Origin of the sequence: Shinella sp., from assembly GCF_052438155.1 — a bacterium.
Classification (GTDB): domain Bacteria; phylum Pseudomonadota; class Alphaproteobacteria; order Rhizobiales; family Rhizobiaceae; genus Shinella.
Genome location: NZ_JBQVPI010000007.1, coordinates 294249 through 311775 on the forward strand (window position 1 = coordinate 294249; position 17527 = coordinate 311775).

Annotated in this window: 13 protein-coding genes; 6 read left to right on the forward strand and 7 right to left on the reverse strand. The window is 63.4% G+C overall.

The window, feature by feature from the left end:
• Positions 1-77: 77 nt before the first annotated feature.
• Positions 78-992, forward strand: a complete 915-nt coding sequence (locus ACT6VE_RS15980) for a hydrogen peroxide-inducible genes activator (RefSeq protein ID WP_444799529.1) — start codon at positions 78-80, stop codon at positions 990-992.
• Positions 993-1014: 22 nt separating this feature from the next.
• Here ACT6VE_RS15980 and ACT6VE_RS15985 read toward each other — a convergent pair whose 3' ends face one another.
• Together ACT6VE_RS15985 and ACT6VE_RS15990 are read right to left on the reverse strand one after the other, a co-directional pair.
• Positions 1015-1395 carry a CAP-Gly domain protein gene (locus ACT6VE_RS15985; RefSeq protein ID WP_069060864.1) on the reverse strand — a complete coding sequence of 127 codons (381 nt, stop codon included), beginning with the start codon at positions 1393-1395 and terminating at the stop codon, positions 1015-1017.
• Between the two features lie 24 nt (positions 1396-1419).
• Positions 1420-2136: an META domain-containing protein gene (locus ACT6VE_RS15990; protein WP_444799530.1), complete on the reverse strand. Its 717-nt coding sequence runs from the start codon at positions 2134-2136 to the stop codon at positions 1420-1422.
• A 189-nt stretch (positions 2137-2325) separates the two neighbouring features.
• Between ACT6VE_RS15990 and dxr the strand changes: the two genes are divergently transcribed.
• Positions 2326-3501 carry a 1-deoxy-D-xylulose-5-phosphate reductoisomerase gene (dxr, locus tag ACT6VE_RS15995; RefSeq protein WP_444799531.1) on the forward strand — a complete coding sequence of 392 codons (1176 nt, stop codon included), beginning with the start codon at positions 2326-2328 and terminating at the stop codon, positions 3499-3501.
• A 19-nt stretch (positions 3502-3520) separates the two neighbouring features.
• On the opposite strand, the gene hemA is transcribed toward dxr, so the two are convergent.
• The 4 genes from hemA to ACT6VE_RS16015 form a co-directional block, all read right to left on the reverse strand.
• Entirely contained in the window at positions 3521-4735 is a 1215-nt protein-coding gene (hemA, locus tag ACT6VE_RS16000) for a 5-aminolevulinate synthase (RefSeq protein WP_444799532.1), read from the reverse strand.
• A 244-nt stretch (positions 4736-4979) separates the two neighbouring features.
• The gene (locus tag ACT6VE_RS16005; RefSeq protein ID WP_444799533.1) at positions 4980-5777 is read right to left on the reverse strand and encodes an FAD binding domain-containing protein; all 798 of its coding nucleotides are present in this window, start codon (positions 5775-5777) and stop codon (positions 4980-4982) included.
• Between the two features lie 11 nt (positions 5778-5788).
• A complete protein-coding gene (locus tag ACT6VE_RS16010; protein WP_444799534.1) occupies positions 5789-8140 on the reverse strand; it encodes a xanthine dehydrogenase family protein molybdopterin-binding subunit in 2352 nt (783 codons plus the stop codon).
• Positions 8141-8244: 104 nt separating this feature from the next.
• Entirely contained in the window at positions 8245-8736 is a 492-nt protein-coding gene (locus tag ACT6VE_RS16015; protein ID WP_444799535.1) for a (2Fe-2S)-binding protein, read from the reverse strand.
• Positions 8737-9199: 463 nt separating this feature from the next.
• Here ACT6VE_RS16015 and ACT6VE_RS16020 point away from each other — a divergent pair, with 463 nt between their 5' ends.
• The 3 genes from ACT6VE_RS16020 to ACT6VE_RS16030 all read left to right on the forward strand — a co-directional run bounded on the left by ACT6VE_RS16020 (position 9200) and on the right by ACT6VE_RS16030 (position 15930).
• A complete protein-coding gene (locus tag ACT6VE_RS16020; protein WP_444799536.1) occupies positions 9200-9463 on the forward strand; it encodes a YMGG-like glycine zipper-containing protein in 264 nt (87 codons plus the stop codon).
• 267 nt (positions 9464-9730) lie between these two features.
• Positions 9731-11653, forward strand: a complete 1923-nt coding sequence (locus tag ACT6VE_RS16025) for an autotransporter assembly complex protein TamA (RefSeq protein ID WP_444799537.1) — start codon at positions 9731-9733, stop codon at positions 11651-11653.
• 104 nt (positions 11654-11757) lie between these two features.
• Positions 11758-15930, forward strand: coding sequence for a translocation/assembly module TamB domain-containing protein (locus ACT6VE_RS16030; RefSeq protein ID WP_444799538.1), 4173 nt, complete (start codon positions 11758-11760; stop codon positions 15928-15930).
• A 72-nt stretch (positions 15931-16002) separates the two neighbouring features.
• On the opposite strand, the gene ACT6VE_RS16035 is transcribed toward ACT6VE_RS16030, so the two are convergent.
• Complete coding sequence (locus ACT6VE_RS16035; protein ID WP_444799539.1) at positions 16003-16443, reverse strand: Lrp/AsnC family transcriptional regulator; 441 nt, start codon at positions 16441-16443, stop codon at positions 16003-16005.
• 134 nt (positions 16444-16577) lie between these two features.
• Between ACT6VE_RS16035 and rocF the strand changes: the two genes are divergently transcribed.
• Positions 16578-17513, forward strand: coding sequence for an arginase (gene rocF, locus ACT6VE_RS16040; protein WP_444799540.1), 936 nt, complete (start codon positions 16578-16580; stop codon positions 17511-17513).
• Positions 17514-17527 lie beyond the last annotated feature (14 nt).

Here is a 17527-nt window from a genome sequence, read left to right on the forward strand (position 1 = left end):
CTCCTTTCATAGGGACTTAGCAAAAGGCCGGCATAAATTTAAGTTTGATTTATTGATGGGCGCGATAAGATAAGGTTATGATGAACTTTACCCTCCGGCAACTGCGCTATTTTGAAGCGATGGCGCGCCACAATCATTTTGGTCGGGCGGCCGATGCCTGCTCGATTTCCCAGCCGGCGCTATCGACGCAGATCAAGGAACTCGAAAAAGAGCTCGGCAGCGATCTCTTTGAGCGCGGCGCGCGGCAGGTCCGGCTCACCAACTTTGGCGAGGCCTTTCTCGTGCGCGTGCGGGAAATCCTGCGTTCGGTCGACGAACTGGGCGATGTGGCGCGGGCGGCCAGGAACCAGCTGGCGGGGCGTCTCCGGATCGGCATCATCCCGACTGTCGCGCCCTACATGCTGCCTGCGATCATCGGCAATCTCACCCAGCGTTATGACGGACTCGACATCCATGTGCGGGAAACGCAAACCGCGAAACTGGTCCAGGAACTGACAGAGGGCCGCCTCGATACCGCGATCGTCGCTTTGCCAGTCTCCGAGCTATCGCTGACCGAAGTGGCGCTGTTCAAGGAGGATTTCGTGCTCGTGCGGCCCGGCAAGGACGAGGGGAAACCCGTTCCCAATCGCGACATGCTGAGCGAAATGCGGCTGCTCCTGCTTGAGGAGGGGCATTGTTTTCGCGAGCAGGCACTGTCCTTCTGCAAGGTGAATACGGAGCGCCCGCGCGAACTGATGGATGGGAGTTCGCTGTCGACGCTGGTTCAGATGGTCGGCGCCGGTATCGGCATCACCCTGATCCCGGAGATGGCCGTGGCGGTGGAAACCCGTTCGGCGACCGTTTCGATCGCACGCTTCAATGCTCCGCAACCGTCCAGAACGATCGGCATGATCTGGCGCAAGACCAGCCCTCTTGCCGAACAGCTTTTGCAGATTTCGGAAGTGGTGCGTCAGTCGGCCGGCGACGTCGTCAGGCCGGGTTTGCCGGCGTGAGGTGTGCGCCAGACGGAGGCGATCAGACGTCTTCCTTCTCGCGCTCAGGCGTAACCACGCGCGGTTTGGTCTTGATCGACGGAACGACCGAGGGCTTCGCAACAACCTTCGGCGTCGGCGCCTTTATGCCGAGCATGCTGCGGATGCGGTCGCTGACCAGCGGGCGGAAGCGGCTGGCGCGGAAGGGCATGTCGGTGGCGCCGTAGCCCTCCGGGCCGTCATCGTTGCCGCGATAGAGTTCCATCAGCTTGATGCCGTAGAAATCACCGTCGACATAGTGGCGATAGTGCCCGGCCCAGCGGACCGTGTATACCTGCCCCTTGCGAATGCCCTGGTCGATCGAGACGTTCTTGAAGCGATCGTTGACGCAGACGACCTTCTGTCCGACCTGGAATGTGGGCATGTCGTGTCCCTCTCCGGTTCCGGTTCAGCCGGTCTTCTTACAGTTGACGCCTGGCGCGTTCTCGCCCTTGGTCAGGTCGTAGAGCGTCGCCTCGTCGCCCTTGGTCCACCATTCGTAGCGGCCGCCGGTATATTTGGCGCCGGAGGCGGCCATGACGTTGGAGGCAATGATCGTCTCGTCTGCGATGCGCAGAACGGCGAGCGAATTGGCGCCGACATTGATGTATTCGACCACCACACGCTGGTCGGCGTCACACTGGTAGTTCAGCGTCTCGCGCGCCACGCTCTGTTCCGGTCCCGGCAGGCGGATGACGATGTCGGTGTTGTTCTTGAGCGCGGCAAGACGGATCGCGGGCCCGCCTTCCTTGCCGGTCAGGTGCAGGATGCCGTTTTCGAGGCGCCACGAGGTCACGGTGCCGAGCGTGTCGAAAAACTTCTGCTCCTGATCCATGATGGCGGGCGCGCACATTTTTCGCGTCGCGGCGGCGGGGGCAAAGGCAATATTGCCGTTCTGTACCTTCAGCTTGCCGCGATAGGTGTTGCAGCCGCCATTGCCGCCATAGGAGCCATCCGGCTTGATTTCCAGCGTCGTCTGCAGGTCGTCGATCACGCCGTTGCCGCTGATATCTTCGGCAAGCCAGGTGCCGCCGAGACCGCCCGGGACCGGCTCGTCGGCATAGGCCGGAGCCGCCGCCCAAAGGGCGAGGCAGGCGAGGGTCCATACTCTCAGGCGTCGGTGCACAGATTTCTCCAATCGCGTCAGGCGGAAGACCGCTTTGCTGGGACGTTATGGCCGACCGGGCGAAAAGGTCAAGTCGCGGGTTCCAGAACACCGGACCTGCCTTCGCTTTACAGCATTTCGATGACTTGTTGCAGGCGTCTTTCGCCTGTAGAGCCATTTGTAGAAAACAAGAAAATCGCGGAAAACATCATGGCTCCGGACGCGCGGCAGACACGCCGCATCACCATTCTCGGCTCGACAGGTTCCATCGGCACCAGCACGCTCGACGTGGTGCGCCAGCTCGGCGGGCGCGAGCGCTACGAGGTCGTGGCGCTGACCGGCAATGGCAATGTCGAGCTGCTCGCTGCGCAGGCGCGCGACTGCGGTGCGCAAATGGTGGTGACGGCGGATGAGAGCCGGTACGCGGATCTGAAGGACGCGCTTTCCGGCAGCGGTATCGAGGTGGCTGCCGGGCGATCGGCGCTGCTGGAAGCGGCGTCCGGTGATGCGGACTGGGTCATGGCGGCGATCGTCGGCACGGCGGGTCTTGCGCCGACGCTTGCGGCGGCGAAGCGGGGAGCGGATATCGCGCTTGCCAACAAGGAATGCCTCGTCTCTGCCGGTGATCTTTTTGTGCAGGCTGTTGCGCAGGGCGGTGGGCGGCTGATCCCCGTAGACAGCGAACACAGCGCGATTTTCCAGGCCTTGGAAGACGACCAGCGCCACGCCGTCGAGCGCATTGTGCTGACAGCCTCCGGTGGCCCGTTCCGCACGTGGAGCCGAGAGCAGATGGCGGGCGTCACGGCGGATATCGCACGCGCCCATCCCAACTGGTCGATGGGCCTGAAAATCTCGATCGGCAGCGCCTCGATGTTCAACAAGGCGCTGGAGATGATCGAAGCGAAGCACCTCTTCGATGTGCGGCCGGACCAGATCGAGGTTGTCGTGCATCCACAATCCATCATCCATTCGATGGTCGGTTACATCGACGGCTCGGTGCTGGCGCAGCTCGGTGCGCCGGACATGCGCACGGCGATTGGCTATGCACTGACCTACCCGACGCGTTCGGCGCTGAATGTCGATCGGCTGGATTTTGCCAAACTCTCAAGGCTCGATTTCGAGGCGCCGGACGAAGAGCGATTTCCCGCGCTCCGCCTCGCCCGCACAGCGCTCACGCGCGGCGGCTTGCAGGGCGCGGTGATGAATGCGGCGGAGGAGGTGGCTTTCCAGGCCTTTGTCGACGGGCGTATCGGTTTCCTGTCGATGGCCGATATTGCCGAGCAGGTGATGGACAGGCTCACCCATCTGCCGGCGGCCGCATCCATGGATGATGTCTTTGCCGCAGACGAAGAAGCCCGACGGGTGGCCGCCGGGCTTATCGGATAGTTTCGACTTACGCTGTAGTTTAGGCGACGGCGCGGGCGAGCGCGCAGCGCGACCAGAGCGAATGCAGCGCGCCCACAAGGTGATCGATGTCGGCATCCGTGTGCAGCGGCGTCGGCGTGATGCGCAGGCGCTCGGTCTTCTTCGGCACGGTCGGATAGTTGATCGGCTGGACGTAGATGCCGAAATTGTCGAGCAGCAGGTCCGAGATCCACTTGCACTTGGCGGCATCGCCCACCATCACCGGTACGATATGGCTCTGGTTCGGCATGTGCGGAATGCCGTTGCGGTCGAGAGCCGAGCGCAGGCGGCGCACGCGCTCCTGATGGGCGAAGCGTTCGACCTGGCTTTCCTTGAGGTGGCGGATGGCGGCGCATGCACCGGCTGCGATCGCCGGCGGCAGGGAGGTCGTGAAGATGAAGCCGGAGGCAAACGAGCGGACGAAATCGCAAAGCGCGGTCGAGCCGGTAATATAACCGCCCATCACGCCAAACGCCTTGCCGAGCGTGCCTTCGATGATGGTCAGGCGATGCATCAGGCCGTCGCGTTCGGCAATGCCGCCGCCGCGCGGGCCGTACATGCCAACAGCGTGGACTTCGTCGAGATAGGTCATCGCGCCATATTTGTCGGCGAGGTCGCAGATGTCCTTGATAGGAGCGATGTCGCCATCCATCGAATAGACCGATTCGAAGGCGATCATTTTTGGCGCACGCGGGTCGGCGCTAGCGAGCTTGGCTTCGAGATCCTTGAGATCGTTGTGCTTCCAGATCACGCGCTCGCATTTCGAGTGGCGGATGCCCTCGATCATCGACGCGTGGTTTCCGGCATCGGAAAAACAGATGATGCCCGGGATCTTCGAACAGAGCGTACCAAGGGCGGCCCAGTTGGACACATAGCCCGAGGTGAAGAGCAGCGCCGATTCCTTGCCGTGCAGGTCGGCGAGTTCCTGTTCGAGCAGGACATGGTGGTGGTTGGTGCCGGAGATGTTGCGGGTGCCGCCGGCACCGGCGCCACACTGGTCGATGGCAAGCTTCATCGCCTCGGTGACCTTCGGGTGCTGGCCCATGCCGAGATAGTCGTTCGAGCACCAGACCGTGACGTCCTTCGGACCGTCCGCCGTGTAGCGGGTCGCTTTCGGGAAGCTGCCCTTCTGGCGTTCCAGGTCGGCGAAAACGCGATAGCGGCCTTCCTGATGCAGGCCATCCAGCTCGTTCTTGAAGTAGGTCTCGAAGTCCATCCGAAGTCTCCTGTCCGGTCAGATGCCGGACACCATCGTCGTTGGCGGTCGTTCAATCGGCTACACCCGACGCCCTTTCGCTGCAACGGTATCCGCTGCGGCAAATCGGCGCCACCTTTGAACCATTCCAAAGTATCTTACGGTCTCAAAGGCCATTTCCTGTTGATGCATGTCAAGTCTGCATGAAAAAAGGACGGCCTCAACCGTCCTTTTAATCGAACCAGTTTCAGCTTTTTCGTGGAAGTCAGGTTGCCGCGACCGCGCGCTTGGCCATGACCTTCACGAGGTTCGCCCGATACTCCGCGCTGCCGTGGATATCGGAGAGCAGGTTGGAGGCATCGACAGTCACACCGGATGCGGCATCCGCCGACCAGTTGGCGGAAAGCGCCTGTTCCAGCCCCGCATGGCGGAAGACGCCATCGGACCCCGCACCCGTCACCGCCACCCGCACGCTGCCATCCCCCGCCTTCGCCACGAAGACGCCGGTCATCGCATAGCGCGAGGCCGGGTTCGGGAATTTGGCATAGCCGGCTTTGGCGGGAGAGTCGAAGGTCACCGCCACGACGATCTCGCCGTCCCCCAACGCCGTCTCGAAGAGGCCGGTGAAGAAGTCGTCGGCGGAGACTTCCCGCACATTGGTGACGATCGTCGCCCCCAGCGCCAGCATGGCGGAGGGGTAGTCGGCAGCGGGATCGTTGTTGGCGATCGAGCCGCCAATCGTTCCCATGTGGCGCACATGCGGATCGCCGATAAGGGATGCGAGGTGGCAGATCGCCGGGCAGACGGTTTTCAGCTCGGCCGAGGCGGCGACCTCGGCATGCGTCGTGCCCGCTCCGATGCGGACCCGGCTGCCATTGACCGAGATGCCCTTGAGGTCTGCGATGTGGCGCAGATCGACGAGGTCGGAGGGGGCTGCGAGCCGCTGCTTCATGGTCGGGATCAGCGTCATGCCGCCGGAGACGTATTTCGCTTCGTCCGAGGAGGACTGCAGCTTGACGGCGTCGGCGATCGAGGATGCGCGATGGTAATTCGTTGCGTACATGGCTTCCTCCGTCAGTTGCTTGCTGCACGCGCAGCCGCCCAGACCTTCTGGGGCGTCGCGGGCATGGTGAGGTCGTTGTTGCCGATGGCATCGGTGATGGCGTTGATCAGCGCCGGTGGCGAACCAATGGCGCCGGCCTCGCCACAGCCCTTGATGCCGAGCGGATTGCTTGGACAGGGGGTGTTCTGGTGCGAGAGGCTGAAGGAGGGCAGGTCGTCGGCGCGCGGCATGGTGTAATCCATGTAGCTCGCCGTCAGGAGCTGGCCCGTTTCCGGATCGTAATGCACGCCTTCCAGCATCGCCTGTCCGATGCCCTGCGCGATGCCGCCATGCACCTGGCCTTCGACGATCATCGGGTTGATGATGTTGCCAAAATCGTCGGCGGCGACGAACTGGATGATTTCGGTCTTGCCGGTGTCCGGATCGACCTCGACCTCCGCGATGTAGCAGCCGGCCGGGAAGGTAAAGTTGGCCGGATCGTAGAAGGCGCCCTCCTTGAGGCCCGGCTCCATGCCGGACGGCAGGTTGTGGGCGGTATAGGCGGCAAGCGCCATCTGGAACCACGGCACCGTTTTGTCGGTGCCGGCGACCTTCAGTGCGCCGTTCTCGATGACGATGTCGCTTTCGTCGGCTTCCATCAGGTGGGCCGCGATCTTCTTCGCCTTGGCCTCCACCTTGTCCAACGCCTTGACGACGGCGGACATGCCGACGGCGCCGGAGCGCGAGCCGTAGGTGCCCATGCCCATCTGCACCTTGTCGGTATCGCCATGCACGATGGAGACGCTGTCGATCGGCACACCGAAGCGTTCGGCGACGAGCTGGGCGAAGGTCGTCTCATGGCCCTGGCCGTGACTGTGCGAGCCGGTCAGCACCTCGATCGTGCCGACGGCATTGACGCGCACTTCCGCCGATTCCCAGAGGCCGACGCCGGCGCCGAGCGAGCCGACCGCCGCCGAGGGCGCGATGCCGCAGGCCTCGATGTAGCAGCTCATGCCGATGCCGCGCTTCATGCCGCGGCTTGCTGCCTCCGCCTTGCGAGCCGGAAAACCGTTCCAGTCGGCCGCCTGCATGGCGGCCTCCAGCGAGGCTTCGTAGTCGCCTGCGTCATAGTTCATGATCACCGGCGTCTGGTGCGGGAAGCTGCGGATGAAGTTGGCACGACGCAGCTCTGCCGGCGAGACGCCGAGTTCGCGTGCCGCTGTCTCCACGGTGCGTTCCACCAGGTAGGTTGCTTCCGGCCGCCCGGCGCCGCGATAGGCATCAACAACGGCCGTGTTGGTATAGACCGCGCGCACATTGGCGTGGATGGCCGGGATGTTGTACTGGCCGGACAGCAGCGTGGCATAGAGATAGGTCGGCACGGCGGAGGAGAACAGCGACATGTAGGCGCCGAAATTGGCGATCGTGTCGACCTTCAGCGCGGTGATGCGGTTGTTGGCGTCGAAGGCCATCTTGACCGTCGAGACGTGGTCGCGTCCGTGCGCATCGGTCAAGAAGGCCTCGGTGCGGTCGCAGGTCCATTTCACCGGAACGCCCGAGCGTTTCGAGGCCCAGAGACAGACGATCTCTTCCGGGTAGATGAAGATTTTCGAGCCGAAGCCGCCGCCGACGTCCGGGGCGATGACGCGCAGCTTGTTTTCCGGCGCCACATTGTAGAAGGCGCTCATCACGAGGCGGGCGACGTGCGGGTTCTGGCTCGTCGTGTAGCAGGTATAGTGGTCTTCGGCGGAATCGTAGATGCCGAGCGCCGCACGTGGCTCCATCGGGTTCGGCGCCAGCCGGTTGTTGATGATCTTCATCTCGGTGACATGTGCTGCCGCAGCAATGGCCGCGTCCGTCGCGCCGGCATCGCCGATCTGCCAGTCGTAGATCAGGTTGCCGGGTGCTTCCGGATGCAGCTGTGGCTGGCCGGCTTCGAGCGCTTTCACCGCATTGGTGACGGCGGGCAGCACGTCGTAGTCGACGACGACGGCTTCGGCGGCGTCGCGCGCCTCGCCCATCGTGTCGGCCACCACCACGGCGACGGCGTCACCGACATAACGCACCGTTTCATGCGCGAGCGGCCGCCAGGCGCCCATCTTCATCGGCGAACCATCCTTGGAATGGATCATCCAGCCGCAGATCAGGTTGCCGATGCCGTCGTCGAGCATCTGCTTGCCGTTGAGCACGGCGATGACGCCCGGCATGTCCTCCGCCGCGGACGTATCGAGGCTCCTGATCTTCGCATGGGCGTGCGGAGAGCGCACGAATGCGGCATAGCGCATGCCCGGCACGGCCATGTCGTCCGTGTAGCGGCCCTGGCCCATGAGAAACCGCTTGTCTTCCTTTCGCGCGACGCGCGCGCCGATGCCTTCGACACCCATCTTGATCTCCTCCGAGATATCGTTTGCGTGGCCTGCTGAAGGCGATCTGCCGAATGGTGCTGGGCGCTTGCGTCACAGCCATCGGCGAGACCGCCGTCGGCGCGTTATTCCGCAGCCTGTCGCCCTGCCGCACCCATTTCCTGGGCGGCGGCAAGGATGGCTTTCACGATGTTATGGTAGCCGGTGCATCGACAGATATTGCCTTCGAGATTTTCGCGCACCGTCTTCTCGTCGAGCTGAGCACCATGGCGATTGATCATGTCGACCGCGGTCATCACCATACCGGGGGTACAGAAGCCGCATTGCAGGCCGTGATTGGCCTTGAAGGCTGCCTGCACGGGATGTAGCTCGCCGTTCGCTGCAAGCCCTTCGATGGTCAGGATGTCGGACCCCGCGGCCTGGGCCGCGAGGATGGAACAGCTCTTTACCGCTTTGCCATCCATATGCACGACGCACGCTCCGCATTGGGAGGTGTCGCAGCCGACATGGGTTCCGGTGAGGCTTAGATTGTCGCGGATGAAGTGGACAAGCAGCGTGCGGTCCTCGCACTCCTTGCTCACCTTCCGGCCATTGACGGTCATTGCCACTTTCGCCATTCGTTCCTCCCTGGCGGTTCCTGTCCGCTGGGGTCGATCGATCCGAAGGTAATATGCAGCGGGCGCCTTCACGACGCGGGCTGGGGATCAGGCGACACCAGCATTCTCAATTCGCGTGCATTGCATTCCGAAAACGAGTGTTGCGACGACAGTTCCTCCACGGCCGCGCAACCTCAACAGTCATATCATTTGACGTTTTGCCGCGCCGATCAACCGGTACTTTCAGGCAGGCGCGAAATTTCTCGTGACCGGTTTTGTCGGGGCTGAAAAAACGAAACGGAAACGATATTTATTCGACCTGCAAAAAAATAGTTATACGCCATGGACTTCCCTATTTCCGGCTATATTTTCAACCTCGGACAAACCTGACCGTCGACGACGGCCGCGGTATGTTATCTGAGTAGAAGGGGATAGTGCGGACCCCGGAAAACGCGGCCGCCGCTCAACTTTGGAGAACATCTTCATGAAGAAAGTCATTGCGCTCGTTCTGATCGGCCTGGCCGTCGCCAGCTGCACGCAGACGGAAAAGGGTGCGGGTATCGGCGCCGTCTCCGGCGCGATCATCGGTGGCGCCATCACCGGTGACGTTCGCGGTGCGGCCGTCGGCGCTGCTATCGGCGGTGTTTCGGGTGCTGTCATCGGCAGCGTCTCCGAGCAGCCCGGTCAGTGCTACTACCGTGACCGCTACGGCCGTCGCTATATCGACCGTTGCCCGTCGGGTTACTGATACCCGATACATGCAACCCAATGCGAAGCCCCGGACATGTTCCGGGGCTTTTGCTTTTGAGCTTGGGCACAAAATCCCGATTGGCGCTTCAAATCTCGTTCCCACCCGTGTAAAACCGCCGTTAACATTACGGAAAACCTAACACGTTAGGGTCTTTTCCTGCCTGAAAGCTCTGGATGAACCAGGGCGCCTGAAGCCTGTGACGGAAGCTGTTCGGTCTGCCCGCGCGCGCCGCACCTTACGGAGAAAGGCGACGGATAGCTGCGGATGCGGGATAAAGTGAACCGGCCGGAAAAGAGTTTTGCGTTTCTGAGAGCTGGCACCGCGCTTGCGGTCGCTGCAGCACTTGCGTTCTGCCCGGTATCCGTGAAATCGGCATCGGCTTTCGAGATCTTCGGCATGAAGTTCTTCGAGAAAGAGGAAGAGACGACCTCGGTTATCGATCCGGTCAACTATACGCTGACGCTCAATCCCGGCACGGACGACGACGACCTCAGACAAGCGATCGAGAACACCGCGCGTCTCAAGCAGGACGAGGGTACGCCGGTTTCCGGCGATCTCGGCCTCGTCATCAAGGCGCGCGACGATCGCGACCGTATCCTCGCCGCCCTGTACGAAAACGCCCGCTACGGCGGCGTGGTGAACGTCACCATCGATGGGCAGGACCTCGATTCGCTGCCGCCAAGCCCGGAATTCGGCCGGCGTGGGCCAATCCCCGTGACGATCAGCGTCGAGCCGGGCCCGGTCTTCACCTTTGGCGACGTCGCGTTTTCCGGCGATGCAGAGGGGCGCAATCCGGCGGATTATGGACTTGTTTCGGGCGCGCGCGCCGATTCCACCATCATCCTGAAGGCTGGCGAGAAGGTCGTCGTGGACCTCAAGGCCGAGGGGCGGCCGCTTGCCAAGCTTATCGAGCGCAATGCGACGGCGGATCACAAGACGCGGACGGTGGATGTTGTTATCGCGGTCGAAGGCGGGCCGGTCGCGCCCATCGGCGAGGTTGGCGTCACCGGTACCAAGACGGTCGATGCGAATTTCGTGCAGCGCTATTCACGCATCAATGCCGGCCAGCCCTATTCGCCGGAAGCGCTGACCAAGGCGGCGGAGCGGCTGCGCACGCTCGGCGTCTTCTCCAGCGTGACGATCCGCGAAGCCGACAAGCTCGCGCCTGATGGCTCGCTGCCGATGACCATCGAAGTTTCGGAAGGCAAGCACCGCTATTTCGGTGTCGGCGCGCAGTATTCGAACACTGACGGGATCGGCCTGCAGGGCTATTGGGGCCACCGCAACCTGTTTGGTGAGGCCGAGTCGCTGCGCCTCGAGGGATCGGTCAACCGGATCGGCGAGTCGGATCTGGGCAACCTCGACTATTCGACGGCCATCCTCTTCTCCAAGCCCGGCGCCTTCGGCCCGGCCTCGACATTCAATGCGAGCCTCAAGGCGTCCATCGCCGATCCCGACGCCTACAAGGCGTTCACCACCACGGCTGCCGCTGGCGTCAGCGTCGAGCTGTCCGACAGGGATACGGTGAGTGCCGGTGGTGAGCTCATGTGGAGCGACGTCGAGGACGCTTTCGGCAAGAACAAGTACCTGACGGCCAGCATCCCGATCGAATATGTCCGCGACACCCGCGACGACAAGCTCAATCCGACGGAAGGCTACCGCCTGCTGATCAACGCCAAGCCGAGCTACGAGACCTATCGCGGCACCTTCTTCTCCAGCTTCGAAGGCGCGATCACCGGCTATCAGGCGCTCGGTGCGGAAGATCGTGTCGTGCTGGCCGGCAAGCTTTCCGGGGGCACGATCATCGGTGGCAACGAGCTTTCCGACATCCCTGCGACGCGGCGCTTCTTCCTCGGCGGCGGCGGTACCGTGCGTGGTTACGGCTACCAGGAAATCTCGCCGCGTAACAGCAAGGACAAGCTGCTCGGCGGGCGCTCCTATGTGGCTGCCTCGGCGGAAGTGCGCATCGGCGTGACCGAGACGATCGGTGTCGTGCCATTCATTGATGTCGGCACCGTCTCGACGGACGAGGTGCCGGACTTCAGGGATATCCGGGCGGGCGCCGGCATCGGCCTGCGTTATGCGACGCCGTTTGGCCCGCTCCGGCTCGACGTGGCGGTGCCGTTGAAAAAATATCCCGGCGGAACTTCTTTCGGGGTCTATGCCGGTATCGGTCAGGCCTTCTGACGGCCGCCCCAATTTTCGTCTAGACTCTTGATCGGCTGCACGATTCGGATTCAAGACGTTGAGGAGCGATTCCCAGCGCTCCCCACACGCGAAATGGATGAAGCATGAACAGGCTGTCCCGAATTCTCCGCGCCACGCTCCGCTATATCGGCTACGGCCTTGCCGTTCTTCTGGTTGTTCTTGTCGCGCTCATCGGCTTTGTCGGTTTTACCGACGCCGGCGCGCGGTTTGCGGTGTCCTATGCGGAGAAGATCGCTGCGGCGAGCGGTCAGGTCATTACGATCAGCGAACCGTCCGGGCTGCTGACGGGCAGGTTGCGCGCCGGCACCATCACCGTCGGCGATGCGAAGGGTACCTATGCGGAAATCCGCGACCTCGCCGTCGACTGGTCGCCGCTCCAGCTGTTGTTCTTCAGCTTCGATGCGACGCGTGTCTCAGCCTCATCCATTTCCCTGCTGCGCCTGCCGGAACCGAAGGCTGACGCTGAAAAGTCCGACAAGCCGTTCACCCTGCCTGTCGAGGTGCATGTCGGCAGGCTGGAAGTGCCGGAACTTTTCGTTTCCGCCGCGGTCGCCAAGAAGGACCAGCGCCTCGTCGTTACGGGCAGCGGGAATGCGACAGCCGATAGCGTCGCGGTAAAACTCTCCGCATCGGAAACGGCGCGACCGGATGCACGTGTCGTGGCGGATATCGTCTTCAACCCCGCTGACAATGTACTGCGGCTTGAAGCGGATGTCGCCGAGCCGAAGGGGGGCCTGCTAGCCACCCTGCTCAAGCTGCCGAACGATCCGGCCGTGGCGATCCGCCTGACGGGGGATGGTCCGCTTTCGCGATGGACGGGGCGCCTAGCCGCATCCCTCGACGGCACCGAGATGCTGCGTGTCGATGGCCGCCACGATCTTTCGACCGAGGGCCTGCACACGATCGCGCTCAATGGCGGCGGCACCTTCGATGCCCTGATGCCCCCGCAGCTTCGCCCGCTGTTTGCCGGCGAGACCGGTATCGACGTGGTCGCGGCCTTCGACGGTTCGGACATGCTGCGCATCGAAAAGGGATCGATTGCGACGGGCGCCCTGACGCTTGGCGCTTCGGGCACGGTCAGCGCCAAGGGCGCGAACGATCTCGACGTGAAGCTCGCCGGCAAGGATGGCCCGATCGATTTCCGCTGGCCGCTTGCCGAAGGCGATGCCCGTGTGCTGATCGAGGGCGCCGATATTTCACTGACGGGCGAGGCGACCGCGGCGGCGCTGGAGGCGAACGCAACCGTCGTTTCGGCGGAGCTGCCTGCTGGCCGCATCGAAAACATCCGGCTTTCGGCGAAGAGCGACGCCTTCAATGTGGCGAGCCAATCCGGCCGCATCGATGCGACGTTGGAAACCGGCACGACGGCCTTTGCCAATGCAGATGTCGACCGCATGGTGAAGGGGCCTGTAAAGCTCGTGACCGCGCTGAACGTCTCGCTAAGCGAGATCGCCTTCGATCCCGCGACGCTTGAAAGCGCCAGCATCGGCGGCACATTGTCCGGCCGCTACGGCATCGAGAGCCGCGAGGCTGACGTCAACTTCCGCCTCTTTGCGCTGCCTGCCGTGTTGCCGCCAGCGCTTTCCGGCAAGTTCGACACGACGATCGCGATGGAAGGGCGGGTTCAGCTGGCCAGCAATGGCGCGGTCCAGGTCTCGGGTCTTCAGGTGAAGTCCGGCACGCTGGAAACGGCGGGGTCCGTGTCGCTCGGCAACGGCAATCTGGACGCAGCGCTCACCGGCAAGGTGCTGAACCTCGGCAAACTACTGGCCGATGCCGCGGGCGAAGCAGCCTTCGAGCTGTCGGCCACCGGCCCGGTGCAGGGGCTCGACGTTTCGGCCAAGATCACGTCGAGCGGTGCGACACTGTCCGGCCGCACCTTGAGTGACCTTGTCGTGACGCTGACCGGCAAGGCTGTCGCCGACAGCCCCTCCGGCGAGCTGACGGCGACCGGTGCGCTCGACGGGCAGCCGATCAACGTGCGCTCCAGCATCACCTCGGAGGGCGGTCGCATTTCCGTGCCGGTGCTTGAAGCGGAGATCGGCCCGAACACTCTGAAAGGCTCTCTGGCGCTCGCGCAGAACTTCATGCCGGATGGTACAATCCGCTTCGATTTCCCGGATCTCGGCCTGCTCGCTGCGATGGCCGGCCAGAAAGCGGCCGGCGATCTTTCGGGTCTCGTGGAAATCGCGACGACGAACGGCAAGACCTCGGCCACCGTGCAGGCCTCGGGCTCCGCTATCCGGCGCGATGCGGTGAGCATCACCAAGCCCGCTGTCGATCTCGAGATTGCCGATCTTGCCACCGCTGCGATCACCGGCACGGTGCGTGCCGAGCGCATTGCCTCGGGCGAGAACCGTGTGGATGCCCTGCGCCTCGATTTTTCCCGCGAAGGGCAGGCGACCAATTTCGATCTTACCGGCCGGCTCGACGGCGCCCCTCTCGTGACGAAGGGCAAGGTTCTCCAGCGCGACGGCGGCCTGGATATCGCCTTGCAGACCGTCGAAGCAGCGCCCCGGCGCATTGCATTGAAGCTTGCCAAGCCGACGACGATCGGCGTCACCAATGGCGTTGCGACGCTTGACGGGCTGACCATCCAGGCGGGGCGCGGCTCCGTCGCCATCTCCGGGCGTGCCGGCGAGACGCTCGATCTGTCGCTACGGCTCACGGCACTGCCCGCGGCACTCGTCAACAATTTCGCGGCCGGCCTCGGAGCAGACGGGTCGATCGGCGGTACGGTGACGGTCAAGGGCAAGGCGGCGGCACCCGTCGTCAACTATGCGCTGGATTGGGACGGCGCCGTCACGAGCCAGACCCGTGGCGCGGGTATCGGCGCGCTCAAAATCAATGCCAAGGGGGAATTTGCCAACAACCAGGTGAGGCTCGATACAGTGCTCTCCGGTGGCGGCGGCCTGTCCTTCCGCGGCGGCGGCACGGTCGGCATCGGTGGGACGACACCGCTCGGGCTCAAGTTCAACGGCACGGTGCCCTTCGGCCTGCTGCAAAGCCAGCTTTCCGCGCAGGGCCTCGTGCTGACCGGCAATGCCAATGTCGATGTCTCCATCGGCGGCACGGCGGCGGCCCCCTCGATTACCGGCAGCATCACAGCAGGTGGCGCGCGTCTCGTCGATGTGCGCCGCAACCTCGCGGTGGAGAACCTGACGATCCGCGTCACCATGGACGGGCGGCAGGCGGTCATCGAAACAGTCTCCGGCAAGCTTGCCAGCGGCGGGCAATTGTCCGCAAGCGGTCGTGTCGGCATCGATCCGGCGAGTGGCTTCCCTGTGGATGTGGCGGTCAAGCTCGACAACATCACCTATATCGACGGCACGTTGGTGACCGCGAATGTCGCGGGCGACCTGACGCTGAAGGGACCGGTGGCCGCGCTTTCGCTTGGCGGCAAGGTGCACATCAACAAGGCAAACGTCACCATTCCGCAAAAGCTGCCGGCCTCGCTCTCGGAGATCGACATCAAGCACCGCAATGCGCCGGCCGCCGTCAAGCGCATGACCGCGGACGTTCAACGTGATCAGGGTGGCGGCAGCGGCGCCTCGCGGGGCATTGCGCTTGATTTGACCATCGAAGCACCGGGGCAGCTTTTCGTGCGTGGCCGCGGCATCAACGCGGAACTCGGCGGCAGCCTGAAAATCACCGGCACCTCGTCGTCGCCCATCGTGTCAGGCGGCTTCGAACTGGAGCGTGGGCGCATGGAAATCCTGACGCGGCGCCTCGATTTCACCAGCGCGCATATCGGTTTTGCAGGCGGTTTGGTGCCGACGGTCAACCTCGTTGCGGGTAGTTCGGCGGGCACGACGGAAATCACCGTGACGGTGGCAGGTGTCGCGAGCAACCCGACCGTCACCTTTGCGTCCTCGCCCTCGCTGCCGCAGGACGAAATTCTGGCACAGCTCATCTTCAACCGATCGATGTCCAACCTTTCGGCCGTGCAGATCGCCCAGCTCGCCTCGGCTGCCAGCCAGCTTGCCGGCGGCAAGTCCACCGGCCTGCTCGACGGCCTGCGCAGCAAACTCGGTGTCGACGATCTCGACATCACGACCGACTCGGAGGGCCGGGCGGCAGTCTCCGCTGGCAAGTATCTCAATGAGCGGACCTATATCGAGCTGAAGCAGGACCCGGAGACGAACGGCGCAAAGGCGGTGATCAATCTCGACGTCGGCCGCGGCCTCAAGCTGCGCGGCGAGGCCGGCAGCGGCGGCAGCGCCGGCGCGGGCATCTTTTATGAGAAGGAATATTGAGGTCGTCATGCACGCGCACTTCGCCTCACCCTCCACATAAGCCCGCGGACGACGGAGGAGAGGAGGGGCGGCCTAAGTCAGCGCGTTCTTCGTCGTCTTCAGCAGAATATTCGTCTCGCTGACGGTGATGCCGTCGATGAGGCGGATGCGGTGTAGCGTCTCGTCGAAGGTGCCGAGATCGCGGTCTTCCAGTTCGGCGATGAAATCCCAGCGGCCATTGGTGGAGTGAAGGGCGCGCACCTGCGGCAGGCCGCGAAGCTGTGTAGCCACCCGGTCGGCCATCTTGCCGTGCACCTCGATCATTACGATGGCGCGCACGCCGCTCCCGGTCAGTTCCGCTCCCGTCTTGATGGTGAAGGCGGCGATGGTGCCGGACGCGACCAGCCGCTCGATCCGTGCCGCCACCGTCGCGCGCGAAGCGCCCGTCATCGCGGCAAGGGAGGAGACAGGGGTGCGGGCATTGTGGCGCAGCGCGCCGATCAGTGCGTGGTCAAGGTCGTCGAGACTTACCATTGTGTCGCCCAGTGCTTAGCAAATTGCTGAATTCAGCCATCTATCTGTCAGTTTTTCATCTTTTTGCCAACAAGGAGAACGGCAATAATCGGCCAAAACCGGACAACCGGCGCGCACGCATCTGCGGGGAAACCATGGCTGAAAATGACACGCACATCGCGCTGATCGGCGCACCTCTCGAAGAAGGTTCTGGCCGCCGTGGCGCGGCAATGGGGCCGATGGCACTGCGCATCGCAGGGCTCGATTCGACCCTGATCGAGCTTGGGCACACGGTGACGGACGAGGGCGATCTGCGCCCGGTGCCGGCGCGTGACCTCGCCAACCACCCCAAGGCCAACAATCTGCAGGTCGTTGCCGCGTTCACGCGCGCACTCGACACGGCCGTCTACGATGCCGCCCGCGGCGGCAAATTCCCACTTGTGCTTGGCGGCGACCACGCGCTTTCGATGGGCTCCGTCTCCGGCATGGCTCGCCATGCTGCCGATCTGGGGCGCCCGCTCTTCGTGCTCTGGCTCGATGCCCATGCGGATTTCAATTCGCCGGCGACCTCGCCGTCCGGCAACATGCATGGCATGCCGGTCGCGTTCTTCTGTGGCCAGGCCGAGTTCGCGCCAATCCTCGAAGCCGGCCGCCCGATGGTCGATCCGAAGAACGTTTTCCAGGTCGGCATCCGCTCCGTCGATGCGCGCGAGCGGGAAGAGATCGCCGAGCATGGCGTCAATGTCTATGACATGCGCTCGATCGACGAGACCGGCATGGCGCATATCATGCACGACATCATCGCGCGTATCAAAGCGGCGAACGGCCTGTTGCATGTCAGTCTCGACGTCGATTTCCTCGATCCGGAACTGGCGCCCGGCGTCGGCACGACCGTTCCGGGCGGCGCGACGTTCCGCGAGGCCCATCTCATCATGGAGATGCTCTGCGACAGCGGCCTCGTGTCCTCGCTCGACGTGGTCGAGCTGAACCCTTTCCTCGACGACCGTGGCAAGAGCGCCCGTATTCTCGTCGAACTGACCGCAAGCCTTTTCGGGCGCCGTATTCTCGACCGGCCAACCCGCAGCGCCTGAACCCTGGAGGATTT